Annotated in this window: 21 protein-coding genes; 8 read left to right on the top strand and 13 right to left on the bottom strand. The window is 75.0% G+C overall.

The window, feature by feature from the left end:
• Positions 1-39: 39 nt before the first annotated feature.
• Positions 40-612, bottom strand: a complete 573-nt coding sequence (locus ABT238_RS23030; protein WP_350783182.1) for an SMI1/KNR4 family protein — start codon at positions 610-612, stop codon at positions 40-42.
• 69 nt (positions 613-681) lie between these two features.
• On the opposite strand from ABT238_RS23030, the gene ABT238_RS23025 reads away from it, so the two are divergent.
• The 5 genes from ABT238_RS23025 (at position 682) to ABT238_RS23005 (ending at position 5,647) form a co-directional block, all read left to right on the top strand.
• A complete protein-coding gene (locus ABT238_RS23025) occupies positions 682-972 on the top strand; it encodes a hypothetical protein (RefSeq protein WP_350783173.1) in 291 nt (96 codons plus the stop codon).
• Positions 973-1,435: 463 nt separating this feature from the next.
• Positions 1,436-1,810: an aggregation-promoting factor C-terminal-like domain-containing protein gene (locus ABT238_RS23020; protein WP_350561326.1), complete on the top strand. Its 375-nt coding sequence runs from the start codon at positions 1,436-1,438 to the stop codon at positions 1,808-1,810.
• Positions 1,811-2,054: 244 nt separating this feature from the next.
• A complete protein-coding gene (locus ABT238_RS23015; RefSeq protein ID WP_350783159.1) occupies positions 2,055-3,275 on the top strand; it encodes an ROK family transcriptional regulator in 1,221 nt (406 codons plus the stop codon).
• 52 nt (positions 3,276-3,327) lie between these two features.
• Positions 3,328-4,353 carry a hydroxyacid dehydrogenase gene (locus ABT238_RS23010; protein WP_350561322.1) on the top strand — a complete coding sequence of 342 codons (1,026 nt, stop codon included), beginning with the start codon at positions 3,328-3,330 and terminating at the stop codon, positions 4,351-4,353.
• A gap of 1 nt (position 4,354) precedes the next feature.
• Complete coding sequence (locus ABT238_RS23005; protein ID WP_350783150.1) at positions 4,355-5,647, top strand: sulfatase family protein; 1,293 nt, start codon at positions 4,355-4,357, stop codon at positions 5,645-5,647.
• A gap of 7 nt (positions 5,648-5,654) precedes the next feature.
• Here the strand turns inward: ABT238_RS23005 and ABT238_RS23000 are convergent, their stop codons facing one another.
• Positions 5,655-6,110 carry an HD domain-containing protein gene (locus ABT238_RS23000; protein WP_350783141.1) on the bottom strand — a complete coding sequence of 152 codons (456 nt, stop codon included), beginning with the start codon at positions 6,108-6,110 and terminating at the stop codon, positions 5,655-5,657.
• Positions 6,111-6,227: 117 nt separating this feature from the next.
• Between ABT238_RS23000 and ABT238_RS22995 the strand changes: the two genes are divergently transcribed.
• Positions 6,228-7,148 (top strand): AEC family transporter, encoded by a 921-nt coding sequence (locus ABT238_RS22995; RefSeq protein ID WP_350783135.1) that lies wholly within the window; start codon positions 6,228-6,230, stop codon positions 7,146-7,148.
• 49 nt (positions 7,149-7,197) lie between these two features.
• On the opposite strand, the gene ABT238_RS22990 is transcribed toward ABT238_RS22995, so the two are convergent.
• Positions 7,198-8,937 (bottom strand): glycoside hydrolase family 3 protein, encoded by a 1,740-nt coding sequence (locus ABT238_RS22990; RefSeq protein ID WP_350783129.1) that lies wholly within the window; start codon positions 8,935-8,937, stop codon positions 7,198-7,200.
• Between the two features lie 55 nt (positions 8,938-8,992).
• On the bottom strand, positions 8,993-10,282 hold the full coding sequence (locus ABT238_RS22985; protein ID WP_350783118.1) for an MFS transporter: 1,290 nt from the start codon (positions 10,280-10,282) through the stop codon (positions 8,993-8,995).
• A 131-nt stretch (positions 10,283-10,413) separates the two neighbouring features.
• On the opposite strand from ABT238_RS22985, the gene ABT238_RS22980 reads away from it, so the two are divergent.
• On the top strand, positions 10,414-11,064 hold the full coding sequence (locus tag ABT238_RS22980) for a TetR/AcrR family transcriptional regulator (RefSeq protein ID WP_350561310.1): 651 nt from the start codon (positions 10,414-10,416) through the stop codon (positions 11,062-11,064).
• Positions 11,065-11,121: 57 nt separating this feature from the next.
• Here the strand turns inward: ABT238_RS22980 and ABT238_RS22975 are convergent, their stop codons facing one another.
• The 8 genes from ABT238_RS22975 to ABT238_RS22940 all read right to left on the bottom strand — a co-directional run bounded on the left by ABT238_RS22975 (position 11,122) and on the right by ABT238_RS22940 (position 21,680).
• Positions 11,122-11,403: a hypothetical protein gene (locus ABT238_RS22975; RefSeq protein ID WP_350783100.1), complete on the bottom strand. Its 282-nt coding sequence runs from the start codon at positions 11,401-11,403 to the stop codon at positions 11,122-11,124.
• A gap of 316 nt (positions 11,404-11,719) precedes the next feature.
• The gene (locus tag ABT238_RS22970) at positions 11,720-13,741 is read right to left on the bottom strand and encodes an outer membrane protein assembly factor BamB family protein (protein ID WP_350783092.1); all 2,022 of its coding nucleotides are present in this window, start codon (positions 13,739-13,741) and stop codon (positions 11,720-11,722) included.
• A 34-nt stretch (positions 13,742-13,775) separates the two neighbouring features.
• Complete coding sequence (locus ABT238_RS22965) at positions 13,776-15,596, bottom strand: dipeptide ABC transporter ATP-binding protein (RefSeq protein WP_350783084.1); 1,821 nt, start codon at positions 15,594-15,596, stop codon at positions 13,776-13,778.
• A complete protein-coding gene (locus tag ABT238_RS22960) occupies positions 15,593-16,447 on the bottom strand; it encodes an ABC transporter permease (RefSeq protein ID WP_350561304.1) in 855 nt (284 codons plus the stop codon). Before ABT238_RS22960 ends, ABT238_RS22965 begins: the two co-directional genes overlap by 4 nt.
• Positions 16,444-17,403 carry an ABC transporter permease gene (locus tag ABT238_RS22955; RefSeq protein WP_350561302.1) on the bottom strand — a complete coding sequence of 320 codons (960 nt, stop codon included), beginning with the start codon at positions 17,401-17,403 and terminating at the stop codon, positions 16,444-16,446. Before ABT238_RS22955 ends, ABT238_RS22960 begins: the two co-directional genes overlap by 4 nt.
• Positions 17,404-17,512: 109 nt before the next feature.
• Positions 17,513-19,078: an ABC transporter substrate-binding protein gene (locus tag ABT238_RS22950; protein ID WP_350561300.1), complete on the bottom strand. Its 1,566-nt coding sequence runs from the start codon at positions 19,076-19,078 to the stop codon at positions 17,513-17,515.
• Positions 19,079-19,131: 53 nt separating this feature from the next.
• Positions 19,132-20,016, bottom strand: coding sequence for a polysaccharide lyase family 20 protein (locus ABT238_RS22945; protein WP_350783047.1), 885 nt, complete (start codon positions 20,014-20,016; stop codon positions 19,132-19,134).
• Positions 20,017-20,093: 77 nt separating this feature from the next.
• On the bottom strand, positions 20,094-21,680 hold the full coding sequence (locus ABT238_RS22940) for a DUF3604 domain-containing protein (protein WP_350783035.1): 1,587 nt from the start codon (positions 21,678-21,680) through the stop codon (positions 20,094-20,096).
• Positions 21,681-21,954: 274 nt separating this feature from the next.
• Between ABT238_RS22940 and ABT238_RS22935 the strand changes: the two genes are divergently transcribed.
• On the top strand, positions 21,955-22,938 hold the full coding sequence (locus tag ABT238_RS22935; RefSeq protein ID WP_350561294.1) for a hypothetical protein: 984 nt from the start codon (positions 21,955-21,957) through the stop codon (positions 22,936-22,938).
• Between the two features lie 26 nt (positions 22,939-22,964).
• Here the strand turns inward: ABT238_RS22935 and ABT238_RS22930 are convergent, their stop codons facing one another.
• Positions 22,965-23,399 (bottom strand): MarR family winged helix-turn-helix transcriptional regulator, encoded by a 435-nt coding sequence (locus tag ABT238_RS22930; protein ID WP_350783390.1) that lies wholly within the window; start codon positions 23,397-23,399, stop codon positions 22,965-22,967.
• Positions 23,400-23,474: the final 75 nt, after the last annotated feature.

The raw sequence follows: 23,474 nt of genomic DNA, 5'->3' as shown, positions 1-23,474 counted from the left end.
GACCGACTTCCCACTCCTCAGGCAGCGCGGTCCCGGAGTTCACGGGGCCAGGATCTCGGGCCGGATCCTCGGCAGGGCCCAGGGGTGCACCGCGCCGCTGACCAGGTCGGCGAGGAACTGGACGGCGCCGCCGGTGTAGTGCCACCAGGCGGAGCTGCGTGACGCGACGGTGACCGTCCACTCGTCGGGGCCGGCCGGGCTGGTCGTCCAGAGGAAGAGGTCTCCCTGGTTCGACCCGGCCCAGGGCAGCAGGCCGCCCGGGTGGGGATAGGGGTGGAGCGGCACGGCGAGGTCGGCTTCCTCGCACAGCTCCGCGACGTCTTCCAGGCCCTCGATCCTCCCGAGCGCCCAGCGGCGCTCGTGGCCGGGATCCGGGCCGCCGAAACCGAGGAAGTCGCCGAGCACGAACGGCGGGTAGCGATCGCGAAGCAGCTTGTAGTCGCCCGGCAGCGCCACCCCCAGTTCGGTCTCGATCACCTGCCAGTCGACGGCCCTGCGCTCCGGCAGGCGCAACGCGGCCAAGCCCGGTACCGCGCGCTCCAGTTCTCCGACCGCGTCGGCGGGGTCGGTCAGGCGGCGGGCCGGTGCCTGGGTGCCGACAAGATCGTCCATGGGCTCAGCCTGCCAGCACGGCACCCTCCCGCCCGACGGGGAGGTCGGCTGCCGATAGGTTTCGCCGGTATGAGCGTGTCGAGGGGCCGGGGGCCGAAGAACCGGTGGGTGAAGCCGGATCCGGACAGCGGGGTGGAGGACGTCACGCTGCTGATCCTGGAATGGCTCGGCGAGCAGGGTGTGAACGCCATGATCCGGGTCGATGCGGAGCGGGTCCGGGACGGACGGCCGCCGTGGACCTTCACCGCCGGAGGCGGACCGCTGGCGGAGCCCTTCCGGGCCGACGGCGCCTCCGCCGCGGAGTGCATGGGGTACGCGTTGATCCGGCTGCGGGAGGCCGGGATCGTCGTTCCGTTCTGACCGTCGGTGCCCCGTCTGTGGCGGCGGTCTCAGATCATCCGCGACGGGGCGTGGTGGCGGTGGTGGCGGTGGGTGACGGCGGGGGCCGCCGGGCGGTGAGTGCGCTCACAGGGATTCCGTCGGCACGACGGGCGGTAGTGCCCGGGCCGATACCCGGGCGGGGGTGGCGGCGTCGCAGGTCAGGGGGCCCGGCGGGGGGCCTTCGAATCGACGGCGCACGAGATCGCTACGACGGCGCGTCGTAGCGGAGGGGTCTTGGCAGCGCCTAAACCCGTCTGGCAACAATTGGTCTCGTCGCCAGCCGCACCCGGTACCTGTCCCACCGGAGCGCGGCGCTTCACAACGACTGTCCGGTGCACGCCCCGCGACCGTTTCAGCCCCTGTCCGGCCACGGTCCGGGCGGGGCGAGCACCGGCCCAACCTGATTGAGGTCTTGTTCTTCATGCCCGCTTTCAAGCTTCGTATGCGTACCTCCGCCGCCGTTCTCGCCGGTGCCGCCGCCGTGACCGCCCTGGGCGCCGGCCTGGTTCCCGCCACCGCCTCCGCCGCGAGCGCCTCGCCGCAGACCATCGCCGCGCAGATCGTGCCGGCCAACCAGCTCGCCTCGTTCAAGCAGATCATCGCCCACGAGTCCAGCTGGAACGTGACCGCGGTCAACCCGTCCTCGGGCGCGTACGGCCTGGCGCAGGCGCTGCCGGGTTCCAAGATGGCGACGCACGGCGCCGACTGGAAGACCAACCCGACCACCCAGATCCGCTGGGCGCTGGACTACATGAACGAGCGCTACGGCAGCCCGAACAACGCCTGGGCGTTCTGGCAGACCCACCACTGGTACTAAGCCGACCAGTAGGCACATCCGCTTCCGGACCATCTGTCCCCCCTCACCCCGGGGTCGGACAGGGACCACCGGGGTGACCCACGGCCCGGCCGCGCGCGATCCGCGCGGCCGGGCCTTCGGGCGTTCCCGGACCGGTCGCGGCACGAGACACCCGAGTCGGCCCGGGGCGCTCGGATATATTCGGGCCGAGACGAAGTCCCGCCCACCGTTCGGGCCCCGCCCGGCGCCGACCGAGGAGCATCCGGTGCCCCAGTCCCCCCGCACCCCGGCGACCGCCACCACGCAGACCGTGGCGCAGGTCAACCAGACCGTGCTGCTGGAGGTGCTGCGCCGGCACGGCTCGCTGTCCCGGCAGCGGCTGGCGGCCGAGAGCGGGTTGTCGACGGCGACCGTGCACCGGCTGGTCGAGGTGCTGCGGACGGCGGGGCTGGTGGTGGTGGAGGCCGAGCGGGCGCCGTCCAGCGGCGGGCGGCCGCCGCAGCTGATCCGCTACAACGCCGGGGCCCAGACGGTGCTCGCGGTGGCGATGCGCCCGCGCCGGATCGTCGGGGTGGTCGCCGACCTGCACGGCGCCGTGCTGCACGAGGCCGAGCACCACTGGGCGCCGGAACTCGGGCCGGACCGGACCCGCGAGCCCTCCGCCGAGGACCTCACCGGGCCACTGCTGACGCTGGTGGACGGGCTGCGGACGTGGGCCGCACGGCACGCGGGGGCGCCGCGCGCGCTGGTGGTCGGGGTGCCGGGGGTGGTCCGGGACCGGACCGGGCTGGTGGAGTTCGCCCCGGCGCTGGACTGGCCCGGGCTGCGGCTGCGCACGCTGCTCCAGGAGCGGCTGGGCATCCCGGTGGCGGTCGAGAGCAATGTGGACCTGGTCGCCCTCGCCGTCCAGCACGGCGAGGCGGGCGCCGGGGTGGGCGACCTCGCCGCGGTGGTGGTCGGGATCGAGGTCGGCGCCGGCATCGTGCTGGGCGGCCGGCTGCACCGGGGCCGGCTGGGGTCGGCGGGGGCGCTGGGCTACCTGATGGGCGACCGCCGGGCGCTGGACCGCCCGCTGGGGCGCACCGGGGACACCCAGGCGCGGATCGGCGACCACGCCGTCGACCGGCGGATCGCGGAGGCCGGGCTGACCGTCTCGGGGACGTCGGCCGAGCGGGTCGCCGAACTGTTCCGGCTGGCCCGGGAGGGCGTGCCGGCGGCGGTCCGGCTGGTGGACGAGTTCACCGACGACCTGGCCCTGCTGGTGGCCAATCTGACCAGTGTGCTCGGCCCCGAACTCATCGCGCTGGGCGGGCGGTTGCTCTGGGAGAGCGGCGGCGAGCTGCTGCCCGCGATCGAGTCCCGGCTGCAGGGCCGGGTGCCGGTACTGCCGCGGCTGATGGTGGTGCACTCGACCACCACCGAGCTGGTGGGCGCCGCCGCGGCCGCCGTCCGGCTCGCCGACGGGGCCACCTTCATCACGCGCTGAGGCTCCCCCGCACGAAGGGGCCCACTATTTCTCAATGTGATAGAAACTCCTCGTGGCCACTCGACCAAAGGAGTCCCGGATGTTCGCGGCCGCCTTCGCCATGGACCCGGCCCGGTTCCCCGACGTCTACGGCCCCGAGGCCCTCGCCCGGGTGTCGGCGCGCGCGGAACTCGTCGCGGACCCGGCCGCGCCCGGCGGTGTCTGGGGCCCCGAGCGGCTCACCGCCGCGCCGGACGCGCTGCGCGACGTCGAGGTGCTGTTCACCGGCTGGGGCGGGCCCGTCCTGGACGCCGCGGCGCTGGAGCGGATGCCCCGGCTGGCCCTGGTGCTGTACGCGGCCGGGTCGGTGCGCCGGATCGCCACCGAGGAGTTCTGGGCCACCGGCGTCCCGATCGTCACCGCCGCCCACGCCAACGCCGTGCCGGTCGCCGAGTTCACCGTCGCGCAGATCGTCTACGCGCTCAAGGACGGCTGGCGGCACGTGCTCGCCGCCCGCGCCGCCCGCGCGCCCGTCCGGGTGGGCCGGGCCCCCGGCGCGTACGGTGCCACCGTCGGCGTGCTGTCGCTCGGCGAGACCGGGCGGCTGGTCTGCGAGCGGCTGCGCGGCTACGACCTGCACGTCATCGCCCACGACCCGTACGCCGCGCCGCCGCCCGGAGTGCGGGCGGTCGGGCTGGACGAACTCTTCGCCACCGCCGACGTGGTGAGCGTCCACACCCCGCTCGTCCCGGAGACCCGGGGCCTGGTCGGGCGGCGGCTGCTCGCCTCCATGAAGCCCGGCGCCACCCTGGTCAACACCGCGCGCGGCGCCGTCCTGGACGAGCCGGCCCTGCTCGACGTCCTCGCCGAACGGCCCGACCTGTTCGCCGTGCTGGACGTCACCGACCCTGAACCGCCGCTGCCCGGCTCGCCGCTGTTCACCCTGCCGAACGTCGTGGTCACCCCGCACCTGGCCGGCAGCCAGGCGCTGGAGCGGCGACGCCTCGGCGACCTGGTGGTGGGCGAGTTCGAGCGGTGGACGCTCGGTGAGCCGCTCCGCCGGGCGCTCGACCGCCGCACCTACGAACGGATGGCCTGACGTGACCGACCGACGACCCGACGTCCTCGTCGTCCTGACGGACCAGCAGACCTCCGACGCGATGAGCGCCGCCGGGAACCCGCACCTCGACACCCCGCACCTGGACGCGCTGGCCGCCGCCGGCACCCGCTACCGGCAGGCGTACTGCGCCCAGCCGCTCTGCGCGCCGTCCCGGGCCAGCCTGCTCACCGGGCAACTGCCCAGCGCGCTCGGCGTCACCGGCAACGAGGCCCTCGGCCCGGACGGAACCGCCCCCGAGCCCCTGCTGGGCCGGGTGTTCGCCGAGGCCGGGTACGACTGCGCCTACGGCGGCAAGTGGCACCTGCCCGAACTCGACCTGCCCGAGGGCCGCGGCTTCCGCCGCATCCACCCCGCCGGGGACGACGCCGGACTCGCCCGCGCCGCCGCCGCGTTCCTCCACCGCCCGCGCCCGCGCCCGTTCCTCCTCGTGCTCTCCTTCCTGGAGCCGCACGGCATCTGCGAGTGGGCACGCGGCCAGGACCCGAGGACCGGCCCGCTGCCCGCCCCGCCGCCGGCCGCCGAGTGCCCGCCGCTGCCCGCCAACTTCCCGCCCGCGCCGTACGAGGCGCGCCTCCCCCGGCTCGCCCAGCGGGCCTGGGCGCACACCCACCCGACCGCCGAGTGGCGCGAGGACGACTGGCGGCGCTACCGGCACGCGTACTACGCGCTGGTCGAACGGGTCGACGCGAACCTCGGCACCGTGCTGGACGGGCTGCGCGAGCACCGGCGCCGGACCGGACGGGAGACCGTCGTGGTGTTCACCTCCGACCACGGCGACGGCGCCGGCGCGCACGGCTGGAGCCAGAAGTGGGCCCTGTTCGAGGAGTCGGTGCGGGTGCCGTTCCTGGTCAGCGGGCCCGGCAGCGCGGCGGGCGAGGTCAGCGACCGGCTGGTGTCGACCGGCCCCGACCTCCTGCCCACCCTCTGCGACCTCGCCGGCGTCCCCGCGCCGCCCGGCCTGCCGGGGCGCAGCGTGCGCGCCCCGGAACCGCGCGAGACGGTGGTGGCGGAGACCCGCTGGGAGCTGCCCGGGTTCAACAACGCCCTCGGCCGGATGATCCGGGACGATCGGCACAAGTACGTCTGCTACGCCTGGGGCGACCACCGTGAGCAGCTGTTCGATCTCGCCGGGGATCCGGGCGAGATGGTCAACCTCGCGGTGGACGCCCGGCATTCGGCCCTGCTCGACCGGTTCCGCGCACTGCTCGCCGGGCACTGCGCCCGTTCCGGCGACCCGTTCGCCCGCTTCGTTCCGGCCGCCGCGTCGAATTGACCGGGTGTCAGGCGGAGTCCGGGTCCAGGCCGAGCAGTTCGCGGGTCCGGCGGTACTTGGCGGCGAGCCGCTCGGCGGTGGCCGGGTCGAGGCTCGCCAGCCGGGCCGGGTCGGCGTTGTGCGCGAGGTCGGCCTGCTTGACGACCAGCGCCCCGGGGGTGGCCAGGATGCGCGCGGTGTACTCCTCCAGCGGCTCGCCGGGCCGCTTGGTGAGCGCGTCCACGATGGCCTTGGTGCCGGCGCCGAGGGCGGCGCCGGCCAGCCACTCCCGGGTCAGCGCGTCGTCCTCGATGGCGTCGTGCAGCCAGCCGGCCGCGATCTGCTCCTCGCTGCCGCCGCGCGCGGCCACACCGTGGGCGACCGCCGCCAGGTGCTCGGTGTAGGGGTGGCCGTTCTTGTCGGTCTGCCCCGCGTGGGCGTCCCGGGCGATCCGCTCGACCTCGGCCAGGCTCAGGTACTCCATCCGGCCATCGTAGGTGCCGGGCCGTGCGGGGGCCTGCCCACCGCGGCCGTTCGTACGCCTGATTGACTTCCGGCGTCCCGTCCGAGCCCGGCACCGCGAAACCCGCACCGAGGAGCCATGCCCAGCCTGCACCCGCTGCTGTCCGGTTTCGCCCCGATCTGGGCGCTGACCGGCGTCGGCTACCTGCTCGGCCGGGGCGGCCTGCTCGGCGAGCACGCCGAGCAGGTGCTGAACCGGTTCGTCTTCCACGCGGCCATGCCGGCGGCCCTGTTCCTGATGATCGCCCGCACCCCGCTGGACCGGTTCGCCAACCCGTCGATGGTGGCGTTCACGGCGAGCACGCTGGTCGCGGGCGGGCTCGGGCTGCTCGCCTCCCACCGGCTGTTCGGGCGCGGGGTGCCGGAGCGGGCGCTCGGCGCGATGGCGGCCGGGTACGTCAACTCGGCCAACCTGGGGATCCCGGTGGCCACCCAGGTCCTCGGCGACGCGTCCTTCGTCGGCCCGGTGGTGCTGTTCCAGATCCTGCTGGTCACCCCGGCGGTGCTGACCGTGCTCGACTCCGGGCGTGCGGGGCTGCGGGCCGCGCTCACCCTTCCGCTGCGCAACCCGATCCTGCTGGCCGTCGCCCTGGGCACCGTGCTGTCGGCGACGGGCTGGCGGCCGCCCGCCGAGCTGAATCGTTCCTGCGAACTGCTCGGCGGCGCCGCCGTGCCCACCGCGCTGGTGGCCCTCGGCCTCTCGCTCCGCCACCCGCCCGCCGTCACCGGCGCCTCCCGCTACCTGGAGGTCGGCACCGCGGTCACGCTCAAGACCCTCGTCCAGCCGCTGACGGCCTGGGCGGTCGGCGCACTGGTGCTCGACCTGCCGCCGCACCAGTTGCTCACCGTGGTGCTGTTCTCGGCGCTGCCGACCGCGCAGAACGCGTTCACCTACGCGCGCGAGTACGGGCACGGCGCCGCGTTCGCCCGGGACACGGTGCTCGCCTCGACGCTGGTCTCGATGGCCACCCTCTCCCTGATCGCCTGGGCCCTCGGTTAGCGCCGGTCGGCCCGCCACCGGGAGGCGGCGGGCCGAGCGGGGACGGGCCTCAGCCCTCGTAGCGCAGGCCGTGGCCGAAGCGGAACAGCGGGTCGGCGGTGTCGAACGGCACGTCCGGCCGGCTCGCCTCGACGGCCGCCATCGAGGACGGCAGGTCGAACGGCAGCGAGCCCTGCGGCCGCTCCTCGCCGAACAGCACCTTCGCGAAGGCCTGCTCCTGCGCACCGAAGTTGACGATCAGCGACGCGACGTGCCCGGCCAGACCGGTCAGGATCGCCGGCCGGTCCAGGTACACGTCGACCACGGTCGGCACGGTGGCGCAGATCCGCCGCACGCGCTCGGTCTCCTCCTCCGGGAAGTCGAGCGATCCCGCGTGGAAGAAGGACTCCAGGGAGCCCTCCTCGCCGCGCGGCTCGAACGGCGCCGCCAGCCGCAGCACCGCCACGTCCGCCTCCTGCGGCGTGGCGACGAGCTGCGCCCGGCCACCGAGCGCCTCGGCGGACAGCCCCTCCGCGTAGACCTTCAGGCCGCCCGGGGCGAGCGGCAGCCGGGCCGGCCCCTCGGCGGCGTTGACCAGCAGGACGGACGCGGCCGCCTGCGCCGCCAGGCCCTCGGCGCGCGCCCCGGCGGCGCCCACGGTCGCTTCGGCGGTGGCCTCGTCCACGTACGGCCGGTCGAACAGGCCGAGCCGGAACTTCTCGCGCAGCAGCCGGCGCGCCGAGACGTCGACGCGCTGCTCGGTCACCCTCCCGGTCCTGACCAGGTCCACCAGCGCCTGCGGGCGGAACTCGCCGCCGAACTGGTCCACCCCGGCGTCCAGCGACTTGAGCATGCGCTCCTCGTACGTGAGCTCCTCCACGCCCCAGAACTTGTCGGCGAGGATGGCCCAGTCGGTGCAGACGATGCCGTCGTAGCCGAGCCGCTCGCGCAGCAGGCCGGTGATGATCCCCTTGTTGAAGCCGAAGCCGACCTCCTCGTGCTCGGTGCCGACCGGCATGCCGTAGTAGGGCATCATCTGCGCGACGCCGGCCCCGATGACGGCCTCGAACGGCTTGAGGTGGTAGTCGAACTGGTCGCCCGGGTAGACCTGCTCGCGGCCGTACGGGAAGTGCGGGTCCTCACCGTTCAGCTGCGGGCCGCCGCCCGGGAAGTGCTTGGCCATCGCCGAGACCGACTCCGCCCCGACCTCCTCGCCCTGGAGCCCGCGCACGTAGGCGACGGCCAGCTCGGAGGTGAGGTCGGCGTCCTCGCCGAAGGTGGCGCTGATGCGCGCCCAGCGCGGCTCGGTGGCGAGGTCGATCTGCGGGTGCAGCGCGACCCGGATGCCGACGGCCAGGTACTCGCGGCGCACGGTGTCCGCCCAGCGGCGCACCAGCTCGGGCGAGCCGACGGCGGCGAAGCCGAGCGGTTCGGGCCACTGCGAGAACGGGCCGGCCAGCAGCGCGGTGGCCGGGTTGTCGGTGAAGGAGTGGCGCGGGTCGCTGGAGATGGTGACCGGGATGCCCAGCGGGCGCTCCAGGACGCTGCGCTGGAGGTTGTTGTGCCAGGCGGCGAGGTCACCCGCGCTGCTCGCCCAGAGGATGTTGAAGTGGTTGATGCGCCGCTCCAGGAAGGTGGCCATCGACGGCATGCCGAAGAGGCCGGGCTCCGAGAGCGCGCCGATGTTGCCCAGCGGGTGGAACATCAGGCCGGCCTTGTCCTCGAGCGGCAGGCGGCTCAGCAGGTCCTCGACGCGCTGGTCGACGCTCAGCGTCGGGTCCTGGTAGGGGAAGCGGGCGTCGGTGCTCATGACGGGGCCTTTCTCGGTGGTGCGGGGGGAAACACGGGGGCGGGGGCGGATGCGGTCAGGCGGCGCTTCTGATCCTGGTCACAAGAAGCGCTCCGACCAGGCAGAACACGGCGGCGAGACCGAACCAGAGGGAGTAGCCGGCCCCGCCGAGCAGGGCGTTGCCGACGGGGATGACGACCACGCCCGCCAGGAACGGCGACAGCGAGCTCGGCAGCGCGTTGGCGATGTTGAGCACGCCGAGGTCCTTGGCCGTGTCGTCCCGGCTGGGCAGCAGGCTGATCGCGAGCGCGTTGTCGACGGCGAAGAACAGGCCGGCGCCGATGCCGAGGACGGCTTCGAGGACCAGCAGGGTCCCCAGGCCGGCGTCGCCCAGGTACGGGGTGACGGTCACCGCGGCGAGCACGGCCGCCATCACCAGGCCGCCGCCCATCACGAAGGGCTTGCGGCGGCCGACCCGGTCGGACAGCACGCCGCCGATGATGCTGGAGACGACCAGGGTGGCCACGCTCAGGCCGTTGGCCAGGGCGTTGAAGCGCAGCTGCTCGTCGGTGTCGTCCATGCCGAACTCCGCGGCCAGGAACAGGGTCAGATAGCCGGCCAGGGCGCCGTAGCCGAGCATGATGAGGAACTTGCTCAGCCAGGCCCAGCCGAAGTCCGGGTGCTTGCGCGGGTCGAAGACGAAGGAGAGCAGGAGGCTGCGCGGGTTCAGCGGCTCGCCCGGCGGTTCGGTGCGGACCCGGTCGGGCAGCCGGACGGCGAACCAGAAGCCGAGGACGACGGCGATGGCGGCCGGCACGACGAACCGCAGGAGGTCGCTGGGCAGCACGGAGAGCAGGATCGAGCCGATCATGATGCCGATCGGGGTGACCGCGCCGACGATGCCGGACACGCTGCCGCGCCTGGCCTCGGGCACGTGGTCGGCCACGGTCGCGCCGGCGGCGGCGAAGGCGACGTTGGCGGCGCCCTGGGCGACGCACCAGGCGATCAGCAGCACCGGGACGGTGGGGGCGAGGGCGCAGGCCACCAGGGCCACCGCCATCACGGCGACGCCGCCGACCAGGAACGGCCGGCGCATGCCGTAGCGGGAGGTGCAGCGGTCGGAGAGGCGGCCGGCGAGGGGCTGGCCGACCAGCGCGAACAGGGCGCCGGTACCCGTCACCAGCCCGAGCTGGGCGGGGGCGGCGTCCAGGCCCACCAGGTCCTGGATCTTGACCGACAGACCGCCCATCACGGGGGCGAGCACGGCCAGGTACATACCGAACTGGCCGAGCGCCAGTCTTCGCACGAAGCCGGGGGGTGCCTGCGGCGCGGGGGCCGCCGCGGGCAGGGGTGGGGATTCGAGCACGGGGGAGCTCCTTGGAGACCGGCCACGACGGCGTGGCGGACCAGAGCCGCGGCAGCGGGGGGGTGCGCGGCGTGGAGCCAATTGCTACACACGTGTAGCTTTCTGTCAAGCAACCCTGATAGCGTTCCCCCATGACCACCTCAGGAGCCGGGGCGGCGGTGTCCGGCGGCTACGCCAAGGGCCGCGCCCGCCGGGCCGCGATCATCCAGACCGCCGCCGAGCACTTCGCCCAGCGCGGGTTCCGGGCCGTCACGATCCTTGACCTCGCCGCCGCGTGCGACATCTCCCGGGCCGGTCTGCTGCGCTACTTCCCCGACAAGGACGCGCTGCTCCAGGCCGTCCTGGAGGACCGCGACCGCCTGGACCGGGAACGCTTCCGGCCCTACACCCGGCTCGGCGGCGGCCTCGGCGTGCTGCGCGGGATGGTCGACCTGGCCGGGCACAACGAGCTGGTCCCCGGGCTCATCGAGCTGTTCGTCCGACTCTCCGGCGAGGCCTCCGACCCGGAGCACCCGGCCCACGCCTACTTCGCCGACCGCTACGCGCGCATCCGCGGCGGCACCGCCGACGCCCTGCGCCGGCTCGGCGAGGACGGACACCTGCGCGCGGGCGTGGACCCGGAGGAGGCCGCCGTGCGGCTCACCGCGCTGATGGACGGGCTCCAGGCCCAGTGGCTCTTCGACCGCTCCGTCGACATGGCCCGCCATGTGCGGGCGGCGGTCCTCGCGCTCCTCACCGAGCCGGGCGCGGCCGCCTTCGAGGCGCTCACGCCGGCCGGCTGACGGCGCACGGCCTGCCGGGGCGAGGTCTGCCGGGGCGCGGTCTTCCGGCGCGCGCGGTCAGACGCCCCAGAGCGCCACCCAGCCGGCCGAGCGGCCGTCGGGCGCGTGATCGCGGTCGTGCTCGGCGAGGACCGGCGCCACGCCCGGGGCCGGGATCGCGTGCACGCCGCCCTCGGCGGTCAGGAGGACGGCGGCCGAGGCCCTGAACTCCGCCGCCGTCATCACCGCGGCGAACACCTCGTCCGCCTCCTGGAGGACCACGACCACGTCACCGGCGCCGGGGGCGACGAGCGCGGCCGCCTCGGCGAGCCGCACCACCCGGTCGGGGCTGCCGGGCACACCGCCGCGCACCGCCGCCACCACCGCGTCGTCGACGCCCCCGACGCCGACCGGCCGAAGCGCGCAGCCCCTCGGCCGCCCGCCGCTCGGCGAGCCGCCGGCGGAGCGCGGCGCGCTTCTCCGCCGCGCGCAGGCGGTCGTCCATGCGGATCCCCCGGCTGCCGCCGCGGAGGGTGCCGCCCGGCACCCGCTTCCGTCAGGCGTCCTCCCCCGGCGCGGGATCCGGCCCGCCACCGGGGTCCGCCACCACCGGGCCCGGTGCTCCGCGGTTCCGGGGGGACCGGGGGCGGCCCCACCCCCCCGGAACCGGTCCGGGTCAGCGGTCCCGGACGGCGATCAGCTCGCGGCCGCGCAGGGTGTACAGCACGCCGGCGTCGTCGGCCGCGATCCGGGCGCCGCTGTACCACTCGGCGTCGACCTGGACGAGGACGGTGGCGGCCAGCGTCGCCGGGTCCAGCCGGAACAGCGCCTTCTCGCTGATCCCGTACACCCGGCCGCGGGCCACCAGCAGCCGGGGGTTGGCCGAGGTGACCGCGCGCAGGTCCGCCCGGACGCCGATCACCGGGGGCCGGCCCGGCCGGGCGGTGCGCAGGTCGGCGGCGAAGGCCTGCCCGTTCACCGTGATGCCGAACAGCCGGTGCCCGTGCACCACCAGGCTGCTGACGCCCGAGCCGAAGTCGGTTGCGGTGCGCCACAGTTCACGCCCGGCCACCGGGTCCCAGGCCGCCAGGTCGCCGCGCGGGCCGGTGGTCTTGGCGTTGTCGCCGCCGAGGAACGCCTGGCCGTGCCCGGCCGCGACCGCCCGGACCAGCTGCTCCGGCCCCAGCGGGTCGACGTGCACGGTGGGCCGGCCGCTGCCCGGCCGGTAGGTGACGAACGAGCCGCCGCCGGTGGTGTCGGCCTGCACGCCGAGCAGCAGCAGGCGGTGCTCCTCGTCCCAGCGGACGGCCTGCGGGCGGTTCTGCTCCTGCGGCAGCTTCGCCTCCTGGACCGGCACCTCGTCGGCCCACGGCCGGTACCGCCAGATCCCCTGCGAGGAGTAGACGCCCAGGTAGAGGGTGCCGTCGTCGAGGACCACGGTGTCCTTGGCCTCGCCGGGGACGGGGAGCTTGCGCACCGTGCCGGCGTTGAGGTCGTGCAGCGCGATCGAGCCGTTGCCGCCGACGTACACCCGCCCGTACCGGGCCGCCACCGACATGCCGAGCTGCGCCTCGGCGGGCGCGCCGGCCGCCACCAGGTCGGTGGTGGTGACGGCGGCGGTGGCGGTGGCGAGGGTCCAGGCGGTACCGCCCTCGGTGACGCCGACCAGGGTGTCGCCGATCCGGCCCAGGCCCCAGGAGTTGCCGTCGGGGACGGGCACGGCGAAGGCCTCCGGGCCGTCCGTGCCGAGCCGGTGGCGCCAGACGGTGCCGTGCTCGGTGGAGGTGAACCAGACGGTGTCGCCGATGCGCTGGAAGTTGGTGACGCTCTTGGTGCCGGGCACCGGGAAGGACCGCAGTACGGTGTGGGTCGCCCGGTCCAGCAGCGCGACGTGGGCGGGCTTGCCCTCGGTGGAGACGGCGAGCAGGTCGTCGCCGAGGGCGGTGATCTGGCGGATGATGGTGTCGGCCGCGAGCTCGGGCGGGGTGATGTCGGTGACCCGCCCGGTGGCCCGCTCGACCGCGAACAGCGAGGCCAGGGTGGCCCCGCCGCCGCCCGCGAGGTTGCTGCCGACGCCGAGGTAGGCGTGGGTGGCGGTGGCCTCGACGGCCCGCCCCTGGGTGGCGTTCGGCGCGGGCGAGGCGACCTCGGTCAGCGCCCCGGTCGCCGGGTCGTAGGCGTACAGGCCGGGCCCGGCCGCCCGGCCCTTCTGCCGGCCGGTGGCGAACACCACGCCGTCGGGGGCGACCGCGACGTCCCGGACGTCCGCGCCGGGCACCGAGGCGAGGCCGCGCACGCTGCCGTCGGCCGGGTCGAAGCGGTAGAGGTTGACGGCCTTCGGCGCGTCCGTCACCCCGAGGTGGAGCACGCCGCCGTGGGCGGCCGAGCCCTGCACGAAGTTGCCGGTCGGCAGCACGGCGGATCCGGTGACCCGCCCGCTCGGCACGTGGTAGCCGACCACCCTGGCCGGGGCCAGGTTGCGCGAGCCGATCCAGAGCGTCTCGCCGATCAGGGTGGCGCTCATCAGCGGGAAGTCGGCGTTGCCCGGGCCGAGTCCGGTCACCTCGGGGGCACCGGACGGGCGGCCCGGTGCGGCCGAGGCCGGCCCGGCGCCGAGCGCCGCCAGGGTGGTCAGGGCGGTCACGGAGCCCGCGCCGCGCAGCAGTTGGCGGCGGGAGGGTCGGGCGGGCGGCGTCATGGTTCTCCTCGGGCGGGGTCGGTGGAGCGGGGTCTCAGTGCTGCCCGGCGGCGGCCAGCAGCTGACGGGTGTACGGGTGCTCGGGCGCGCTGAACAGCCGCTCGGCGGTGGCCCGTTCGACCACCCGGCCGTGCCGCATCACCAGTACCTCGTCACAGAGGTGACGGACCAGCGCGAGGTCGTGCGAGATGAACACCAGGCCGACGCCGGTGCGCCGGCGCAGGTCGATCAGCAGGTTGAGGATCTGCGCCTGCACCGAGACGTCCAGCGCGGAGGTGGGCTCGTCGGCCACCAGTACCTCGGGGCCGACGGCGAGCGCCCGGGCGATCGCCACCCGCTGGCGCTGGCCGCCGGACAGCCGGTGCGGCAGGGCGTCCAGCAACTCCTCCGGCAGGCCGACGAGTTCGAGAAGCTCCTCGATCCGTCCGAGCGGCAGCCCGTGGGCGAGCAGCGGCTCGGCGAGCGCCTCGCGGACGGTCATCCGGGGGCTGAGCGAGGCGTACGGGTCCTGGAAGACGAACTGGACCCGGCGGCGCAGCGCGCGCTCCTCGGCCGGGGTGGCCGCGTCCCAGGACCGGCCGCCGACCCGGACGGTGCCGGAGCGCGGGCGCAGCAGTCCGAGCAGGGCGCGGGCCAGCGTCGACTTGCCGGAGCCGGACTCGCCGATCACCCCGACGGCCCGTCCCGGCCCGGCGCTCAGGCCGACGCCGTCGAGCGCGGGCGCGCCGCGCCGTCCGTAGCGGACGGTCAGGTCCTCGGCGACCAGTACCGGCTCAGGGGCGCCGTTCGGTGCCGACGCCCCGTGCTCCGCCGGGGCGTCCGGGACCGCCGGTTCCTCCCCCGCCGCCACCGGGACGTGGCAGGCGAACCCGCGCTCCCCCGCCGGCTCGCGCCGCTCCACCCACCCGGGTGCCTCGGTCGCGCACCGTTCCACGGCCGCGGCGCAGCGCGGTGCGAACGCGCAGCCCGGCAGCGGCTCCCCGGCGGCGGGCGGGCGGCCGCCGATCACGGCGAGCGGTCGGCCGCGGGGGCCGTCCAGCCGGGGCACGGCGGCCAGCAGCCCGGCCGCGTAGCGGTGCCGCGGCTCGGCCAGCAGCCGCTTCACCGGGGCGCGTTCGACGATCCGTCCGGCGTACATCACCTGGACGGTGTCGCAGGTGCGGGCGACCACGCCGAGGTCGTGGGTGATCAGCAGGACGGCGGTGCCGGTCTCGTCGCGCAGCCGGACGAGCAGGTCCAGGATGTCGGCCTGGGTGGTGGGGTCGAGGGCGGTGGTCGGCTCGTCGGCGATCAGCAGATCGGGCCGGTTGGCCATCGCCATGGCGATCAGCACCCGCTGGCGCATGCCGCCGGAGAACTCGTGCGGGCGGTCGCGGTAGCGGCGGGCGGGCTCGGGGATGCCGACCAGGTCGAGGAGTTCGAGCGCGCGGGCCCGGGCGTCGGTGCGGCTCGCGCCGTGCACCAGGGCGGCCTCGGCAAGTTGGCGGCCGATCGGCATCCGGGGGTTGAGGTAGGCCAGCGGGTCCTGGAAGACCATGCCGATCCGCCGGCCCCGCACGGCCCGTACGGCGGGCTCGGGCAGGGCGAGCAGGTCGGTGCCGTCCAGGCGGACGGTCCCGGCGGTGGTCCGGCAGCCGGGCGGGAGCATCCGGTTCACGGCGAGCGCGCTGAGCGTCTTGCCGGATCCGGACTCGCCGACCAGGCCGAGGATCTCGCCGGGGCTCAGGGTGAAGTCGACGCCGTGCACCACCTCGTGGGCCCCGGCGGTGACGCGCAGCCCGGCCACCTCCAGCAGGGGCGGGGTGGCGGGCGCGCCGGACAGGGCGGCGCGGGCGGTCTCGGTCGGCGCGGTCACCGCAGCTTCTCCCGGTTGAACGAGTCGGCGAGCAGGGTCAGTCCGAACACCAGCAGGCCCAGCAGCAGCACCGGCGCGAGGGCGTAACCGGGGTGCAGGAAGAGGTACTTGCTGCCGGTGTTGATCATCGTGCCGAGCGAGGGGGTGGGCGGCTGGATGCCGAAGCCGAGCACGCTCAGGCCGCCCTCGATCTTGGCGGCGTGCGCCATCGCCACGGCCAGCAGCGCGGTGGCGGCGTCGGTGACGTTGGGCAGCACGTACCGGCGCAGGGTGCGGGCGCGCGGCACGCCGAGCACCCGGGCGGCCACCACGTGGTCGCGGGCGAGCTGGGCGAGCAGGGCGGCGCGGGCCTGCCGGCCGAAGGCTGGCAGCGCGCTGAGCACCACGGTGACGACGACGCTGCCGAGGCCGGGGTGGACGATCAGCGCGATGGTCAGGCCCAGCAGCAGTCCGTGGAAGCCGAGCAGCAGGTCGAACAGACGCTGAACGGCCTCGCCGAGCAGCCGGTTCAGCCCGCCGAGCAGCCCGAGCAGGGTGCCGAGCACGGCGGCGGCGGGGACGGCCAGCAGGCAGACCAGCAGTTCGATCCGGACCCCGTGGAGCGCGCGGGCCAGCAGGTCGCGGCCGACCTCGTCGGTGCCGAGCGGGTGGTCCCAGGACGGCCCGGCCAGTGCCTCGCGGCTCTGCTGGTAGGGGTCGGCGGAGAGCAGCAGCGGGCCGAGCAGCCCGAGCAGCACCACCAGGGCGACCAGCAGCGCCCCGGTCCGGCCGCGCCGGCCGCGCAGCGCGGCGGGCAGGGCGGGCCACCGGCGGCGTCCGGCCCCTGGGCTGTTGGCGGCGGTGGTGCTCATCGGGCCTCCCCGGTGCCGGCGCGGGCGATCCGCGGGTCCAGCCGGGCGACCAGCAGCTCGGAGCCGAGCTGCACGGTGACGGCCACCGCGACCGCGAGCATGATCAGGGTCTGTGCGACGGGGTAGTCCCGCTGGTTGATCGCGTCGAGCAGCAGCTGTCCCAGGCCGTGCCGGGCGAACAGCTGCTCGGCGACGACGGCGCCGCCGAGCAGCTCGCCCAGGTTGAGCCCGAACTCGACGCAGAACGGGGCGAGGCTGTTGGGCAGCACGTGCCGCAGCAGGATCCGCCGGGGCGGGGCGCCCTTGGCGATCGCGGTGAGCACGAACTCCTCCTGCCGGGTGCGCCGGAGCTCGGTGGCGAGCAGCCGGGCGAGCACCACCGAGCCGGGCAGGGCGAGCGCGACGGCGGGCAGCACCAGGTACTGCACGGCCAGGTCCGGCGCCGCGAACAGGTCCTTCTCGCCGCCGGCCGGCAGCACGCGCAGCAGCACGGCGAAGACGAAGACGAAGAGCACGGCCGTGACGTACACCGGCAGGGCGAGGACGGCGGTCGTGAGCGGGTCGAGCGCCCGGGCCAGCCGCCCGCGCCGCTCGGCGGCCAGCGCGGCGCCCAGCAGCAGCCCGAGCACGAGCATCAGCAGGCCTGCGGAGAAGGCGAGTTGGAGGGTGGAGCCGAGGCTCTGGCCGATCATCCGGGTGACCGGTTCGCGGTAGTGGAAGGAGAGCCCGGGGTCGCCGCCGAGCAGGCCGCCCAGCCAGCCGAGGTACTGGGCGGGCAGCGGGCGGTCCACGCCGAGCTGGCGGCCGAGGTGGTCGCGCTGCTCCTGGTCGGCCTCGGCGCCGAGCGCGGCGGAGACCGGGTCGCCGGGGGCCAGGCGGAGCAGCAGGAAGACGGCCACCGAGGCGAGCCAGAGGGTGGCCAGGGCTCCGGCGGCCTTTCTGGTCCAGTACGGCACGGGGGTTCTCCGGGGGGGTGGGCGGGGCGGCGTGCGGAGGTCGCCGTCCCCGGGAGGTGGGGGGCGTCCGGGGACGGCGGTCGGCGGAGGGCGGTGGCCCGGGGGTGGCTCAGGCGTCCCGGCGGGTGTCGGTCAGCTTGAGGTAGCCCAGCGCGCTGGTGGACACGTCCCGCACCGTGGAGGCGAAGGCGTACGTCTCCCAGGCGTGCGCGAGGGTGATGTGGAAGGACTGCGCGAGCAGGTACTCGGACAGCTCGTGGTTGACGTCGGCCCGGGCCTGCTCGTCGGCGGCCGCGAAGGCGCGCGCCTGGAGTTCGGCGTAGGCCGGGTCGGTGACGTGCGAGGTGTTCTTGCCGACCTGCAGCGGCCCGGAGACGGTGATCCCGCTGAGCGGGGAGACGCTGACCATGCCGTGGTTGGCCACGAACAGGCCCTCCAGGGTGCCCTGCTGGATCTTCGGCTGGATGGCGGCGTTGTCCAGCAGCTGCACGTCGACGCCGAAGCCGGCCTGCTCCAGGTCGTACTTGACCAGCTCCACGAGCGAGCTGAAGACCGGCGAGTTGGCGGCGGTCAGCGGCACCCGGGCGCCCTCCGCGCCGGCCTCGCGCAGCAGCCCGCGCGCCTTCTCCGGGTCGTGCCGGTAGCGGGTGACCTGGTCGGGAGTCACGCCGGGGGTGTTGGACGGCCAGGGCAGGCTGCTCGCCTCGGCGTGGCCGCCGTACACCTGGTCGACGATCCGCTCGCGGTCCACCGCGTACTGCAGCGCCTGGCGGACCCGCAGGTCGTCGAAGGGCTTGGACGCGACGTTCACGCCCAGGAACGCCTGCTGGTAGGAGGCCTTGGCGGACTGCACGGTGAAGCCGGGGTTGCCCGCCAGCACCTTGAGGTCGCGCCCGGGGACGGCGCCGATCAGGTGGCCCTGCCCGGACTGCAGGGCGGACAGCGCGGCCTGGCTGCTGGTCACCGAGCGGACGGTGATCCGCTCGAAGCGCGGGCGCCCGCTCTGCCAGTAGCGCCCGTTGCGGACGAGGTCGAGCTGGTTGCCGCCCTTGAAGGACTGCCAGCTGAACGGTCCGGTGCCGTTGACGGTCTCGCCGGCCCGCCCCTCGACGTACGTCCGCGCGTCCACGACCGGGTTGAAGGCGAGCGCGTCGAACAGGTTGCTGGTGGGCTTGGCGAGGGTGAGGGTGACCTCGCCCCGGGCGGTGGCCCGGATGTCGGCGAGCCGTTCCAGCAGCGGCTTGACCTGCGAGGTCTTGGTGGCGCCGACCAGCGAGAAGACGACGTCGTCGGCCTCCAGCGCGCGCCCGTCGTGGAAGGTGACGTCCTCGCGCAGCTTGAGCACCAGCTTCAGCCGATCGGCGCTCCACTCCCAGGAGGTGGCCAGCCAGGGCACCGGCTGGAGGGTCACCGGGTCGAGGTCGACCAGCCGGTCCAGGACGAGGTTGACGAACGCCGGGGTGTCCGGGCCCCGGTGCAGCAGCTGGGTGGGGTCGGGCGCGCTGCCGTGGACGATCTGCAGGTCGGGCGCGGACGGCGCGGCGGTGCCGCCGGGGGCGGCGCCCGCGTCCGGGTCGGTGGCCGAGCGGCAGCCCGCCGCCAGCAGGGCCGCTCCGGCGGTCAGGCCGAGAAAGCCTCTTCGGGGCAGGCCGGGGTGACGGGCCGCTTCGCTCATGGTGCTGCTACCTCTTGGTGGTTGGGGGGTTCGGTAGGGCCGGGGCGGCCGGCTCAGTACTGGGTGACGACCACGCTGTCGCTCCAGAGCACCACGTCGGGCCCGCCGGTCGGGTACGGGATGCCCTTGGCGGGGTTCCAGTTGGCGCGGTAGATCCCGGTCTTGAAGTACGGGGCCTGGTTCTGGTGGTAGTTGTTGAGGCCGCTGTGCGCGCCGACCTGGACGCCGTCGCGGTACACCGTGATCGAGCCGGGCGTGGTGGCGGTGGACCAGGTGATGTCGAACGCCCACTGGTTCCAGTGGCCGAACTGCACGGCGCCGAGCGGGATCACCGCCTCGGCGACGGTGGACGGGTCGGTCAGCCAGTGCACCTTGAGGCGCCAGTTGCCGTCCTTGACGGTGAGCGCGATCGGCGGCTTGGTGTCGCTGCCGTCGGCGAGCGGGTAGCCGTGCCACTGGGCGACGATGGTCTCCGTCGAGGTCTGCACCCAGTCGGCGGGCAGGTAGTCGGCGAGGGCGAAGCGGTAGCTGCCCCAGCCGAGGGCGTTGACGGCGACCTCGGAGCGGTAGGAGGCGCCGTCGTTGGGGACGCCGAACCGGGCGGCGAGGCCGGAGCCGCCGGCGGGCGCGCCGGTGACGGTGATGGAGCCGTTGCCGTCGATGCGCTGGCGGGTCCAGCGGGAGACGGTGCCGGACTCGAAGTCGTCGGCGAACACGGTGGTGGCGGCGGTGGCACTCACGGCGGCGGCCGGGGCGGCGACGGTGCTGGCGGCCGGGGCGGCGGTGGCACTCACGGCGGCGGCCGGGGCGGCGACGGTGCTGGCGGCCGGGGCGGCGGCGGCGCTCGCGACGGCCGCCGGGGCGGCGAGGGTGCCGGTCAGCAGGGCGGCGGCCAGCGCGGTGCCGGCGGCGCGGCGCGCGGGGATACGGGCGGACATGGTGGTACTCCTCGGTACGGGTCCGGTGGAACGGTGGGCGGTGACCGGGGCGGCCGGCCGACGACGGTTGGCAGGCGTCAGCCGGCCCGTCGACAGGAGGCCGCCGGTCCGCCGGCACCCGCCCGGCCCACCCAGGTCGGGCTGGACCAGGCCCACTGGTCGTTCAGCTGCCGCACCCGCACGTGGTAGAAGTCGCCGTCCCCGCCCGGCCGTTCGTCGACCAGGTCGAGCTCGGCGGTGAGCTCCCGGGCGGGCACCGCCCGGTCGAAGCGGTAGGCGCCGGAGACGAAGCCGCCGATGAAGCCGGTCCGCGGCCCCTCTCGCAACTCGCCGACGCTGTACGAGGTTTCGACGCCGTTGACGACCGCCGTCAGCCTGGTCCGGTCGTCGCCGGTGACCGCCAGCGAGAAGCCCTGGGTGGCGTCGGTCACGGTGTTCGGGTTGCCCTCGGTCACGGTGCGCAGCCGCAGCTCGCCCGGCCCGGTGCGCCACCAGTCGGACGGCCGGTGGCCCGCGGGCTCGGACTCGGCCGGTGCCACCGTCTCGGAGCCGCGCAACCGGGGCTGTACGTCGGCCAGTTCGCCGCCCTCGACGCGCAGGGTGACGTCCCAGCGCACGGCCGCCTCGCGCCGCCCCCAGCCGACCGCGAAGCCGAGGGTGCCGTCGAAGCCGGCCCCTCCCCCGGCGGCGGCGAGGAGTTCGTGGCGGGAGACGCGGTGCAGCGGCACGCCGTTGCGGACCAGCTCGACGTGGTCGAGGGCGTCCCGGCCGCGCACGGTGACCTGGATCCGGCGCCGGTCGGCGGACGGCGCCTCGCCGCCCATCGGTACGCCGTTGACCGAGGCCGCGAGCAGGATGCGGTCGCCGGTGAGCGCGTAGGTGCGGCGCGCCTGGACCGCGTCCCAGACCGACGGGCGGGTCAGCTCGGGCGCCCAGACGGCGAGTCGGCCGTGCCCGTGGCTGCCGGGGAAGGCGCTGTGGTGGTCGGTGGAGCCGATCAGCCCGAACCGGTGGCCGAGCCGCAGCCCGTGCACGGCGGTGCCGGCGGTGTCGCGCGGCCCCATGGTGTGCAGGTAGCTGCGCGGCGCCTCGTCGGACTCGGCGCAGCCGTGCATCGACATCATCTCCACCACCGGGGCGAACTCCTCGGTGTACGCGTCCCAGTTGATGCCGCGCCGCCCGGTGCCGTAGCCGATGTGGTGCGGGATCGCCCAGGTGCGCACGCCCTCCGCGGCGAGTGCGCGCAGCCGGACGCGCAGGGCCTCCAGGTCGGCGGCGCGGATGATCTCGCCGCGCGGGCCGTCGAAGTACACGCAGTGGTCGCCGTACGCGAGGCTGTGCCACTCGAAGGACTGGAAGGTGACGAAGCGGCCGTCCTCGTGGGCGGCGGCGGTGACCTCCTGGACGTGCTCCCAGCGGTCGGCGAGCCGGGCGAAGCCCTCGGTGTGGTAGTCGACCAGGCCGGCCAGCTCGGGGGTGCGCTCGGGCAGGTCGTGCCACCAGCCGTGGCCGGTGACACTGGCGAAGTCGAGCTGGAGGCGGGCGTTGGCGTAGGCGTCCTCGATCGGGCCGTGGCCGTAGCTGATCCCGCAGTGGTTGTGGAGGTCGCCGACGTAGAGGCCGAGACCGCCGTAGCCGGGTGCGTCGGTGGTGGGGGCTGTCATCGGGATCGGGCTTCCTCTGTTTCTTTCTCTGTTTGATCGACTCTGAGAAGAAGTCTTTCCCGATCTTGAGAGAAGGGTCAAGGCCACGCCGGGCGCCGTCGTCCGATCGCCACAGGAGGAAACATGCGATTCACAGAATCACTCCATGTGACGTGCCGCTTGCGTCCAGAGGTGCGAGGAACCGCACCCCACCAAGGGACCCCCTCACTTTCTATCGATCTGATAGAAAGTGGCGAGATTCCGCCCCGACCCCCGCGAGGAAGACCCGCCACCGATGCCGATCACCACCCCGCCCGCCGCGCCCGACCTCTCCGGCTCCGCCCTGGTCCGCGCCCCCGAACGCCCCGAGCCCGGCTACTGGGCCGGCTGCCCCGGCGTGCGCTACGAGCCCGAGCACGACCGCTTCCTGCTCACCTACCGCGAACGCCGCCCGCGCGGCGCCGGCGGCCAGGACCGGGGCTGGCGCTGCGCGGTCGCCGAGAGCCGCGACGGCGTGGAGTTCCGCGACCTCTGGTCGGTGGAGCGCGCCGACCTCGACTCGCCCTCCATGGAGCGCTTCGCCCTGCTCCGCCGCGACGGCGGGTACCTGCTCCACCTCAGCTACGTCGACCCGGCCGACGGGCGCTGGCGGATCGACGCCCTGCGCGCCGACACCCCCGAGGCCTTCGACCTCGCCACCCGCACCCCGGTCCTCACCGCCGCAGGCACCGGAACCGAGGGCATCAAGGACCCGTACCTGCTCGAACACGACGGCGGCGTGCGGATGTTCGCCACCGTCTCGCGGTCCCGCGGCTTCACCGCCGAGGAACGCGACCGCGCCCACGCCACCGCCGACATCCACACCACCGGGCTGACCGTCCAGCCCACCGCGCTCGCCGACTCCACCGACGGCCTGCGGTTCACCGCACCGCCCGGCCGCGCCGCCGAGGTGCTGGACGTCGGCCCGGACACCGCCTGGGACGGCTACGAGTCACGGATCACCGCCGTCCTGCCCGACGGCTCCGGCGGCTGGCTCGCGCTCTACGACGGCTCGGCCGACGCCTCCGGCAACTACGAGGAGCGCTGCGGGCTCGCCGCCTCCACCGACCTGCGCCACTGGCACCGCCTGACGCCGGACGGCCCGTGGCTGGACGTCCGCTACGCCGACGTGGTCGCGGCCCGGGGCCGCTGGTACCTCTACTACGAGCAGACCCGCCCGGACGGCGCCCACGAACTGCGGGTCGCCGTCCTCGACGAGTTCGCGGGCCTGCGCCCGTAACCCCTCCCCCGCCCGGGCGGAGCGCCTCACTCCGCCCGGGCCGCGGCCACCACCCCGGTCATCGCCTCCAGGAACCGCCGCGCGACCGCGAGTTCCTCGTCCCCGAACGCGCCCATCGCGGCCACCAGATCGGCGATCAGCCCGCCGAAGAAGCCCTCACCGAGCTCGATCGCGCGCTGCTCCACCAGCAGCCGCACCTTGCGGCGGTCCCCCGGATCACGCTCGCGCCGGATCAGCCCGAGCCGCTCCAGCCGGTCGACCAGGCCGGTCGTCCCCGCCGAGTTCAGCCCCAGCGCCTCGCCCAGCCGCCCCGGCGTGACCACCGTCCCGGCCCGCGCGGCGTCCAGCAGGTGGATCAGCGCCCGCAGATCGGTCGGGTGCAGGCCGTTGCGCGCGGCGAACTCGGCGCCGAACAGGTCGAGTTCGACGGTCAGCCCGCGCAGCAGATGGACCAGCCGCATCGGCGTCCGCTCCGGCTCCACCGCATTCTCCTTCCCTCGAAGGTCCCCTGGACGTATTCTCTCGCTGAGCGAGAT

It is taken from the genome of Kitasatospora sp. NPDC001527, from assembly GCF_040298605.1.
Lineage (GTDB): Bacteria > Actinomycetota > Actinomycetes > Streptomycetales > Streptomycetaceae > Kitasatospora.
The sequence above is the reverse complement of the archived record's forward strand: the minus strand, read 5'-3'. Positions and strand labels throughout refer to the sequence as shown.

Coding starts and splice junctions, on each gene's coding strand:
- ABT238_RS23030 (WP_350783182.1), bottom strand. CDS start 612: ATGGACGATCTTGTCGGCACCCAGGCACCGGCCCGCCGCCTGACCGAC.
- ABT238_RS23025 (WP_350783173.1), top strand. CDS start 682: ATGAGCGTGTCGAGGGGCCGGGGGCCGAAGAACCGGTGGGTGAAGCCG.
- ABT238_RS23020 (WP_350561326.1), top strand. CDS start 1,436: ATGCGTACCTCCGCCGCCGTTCTCGCCGGTGCCGCCGCCGTGACCGCC.
- ABT238_RS23000 (WP_350783141.1), bottom strand. CDS start 6,110: ATGGAGTACCTGAGCCTGGCCGAGGTCGAGCGGATCGCCCGGGACGCC.
- ABT238_RS22995 (WP_350783135.1), top strand. CDS start 6,228: ATGCCCAGCCTGCACCCGCTGCTGTCCGGTTTCGCCCCGATCTGGGCG.
- ABT238_RS22990 (WP_350783129.1), bottom strand. CDS start 8,937: ATGAGCACCGACGCCCGCTTCCCCTACCAGGACCCGACGCTGAGCGTC.
- ABT238_RS22980 (WP_350561310.1), top strand. CDS start 10,414: ATGACCACCTCAGGAGCCGGGGCGGCGGTGTCCGGCGGCTACGCCAAG.
- ABT238_RS22970 (WP_350783092.1), bottom strand. CDS start 13,741: ATGACGCCGCCCGCCCGACCCTCCCGCCGCCAACTGCTGCGCGGCGCG.
- ABT238_RS22960 (WP_350561304.1), bottom strand. CDS start 16,447: ATGAGCACCACCGCCGCCAACAGCCCAGGGGCCGGACGCCGCCGGTGG.
- ABT238_RS22950 (WP_350561300.1), bottom strand. CDS start 19,078: ATGAGCGAAGCGGCCCGTCACCCCGGCCTGCCCCGAAGAGGCTTTCTC.
- ABT238_RS22945 (WP_350783047.1), bottom strand. CDS start 20,016: ATGTCCGCCCGTATCCCCGCGCGCCGCGCCGCCGGCACCGCGCTGGCC.
- ABT238_RS22940 (WP_350783035.1), bottom strand. CDS start 21,680: ATGACAGCCCCCACCACCGACGCACCCGGCTACGGCGGTCTCGGCCTC.
- ABT238_RS22935 (WP_350561294.1), top strand. CDS start 21,955: ATGCCGATCACCACCCCGCCCGCCGCGCCCGACCTCTCCGGCTCCGCC.
- ABT238_RS22930 (WP_350783390.1), bottom strand. CDS start 23,399: ATGCGGCTGGTCCATCTGCTGCGCGGGCTGACCGTCGAACTCGACCTG.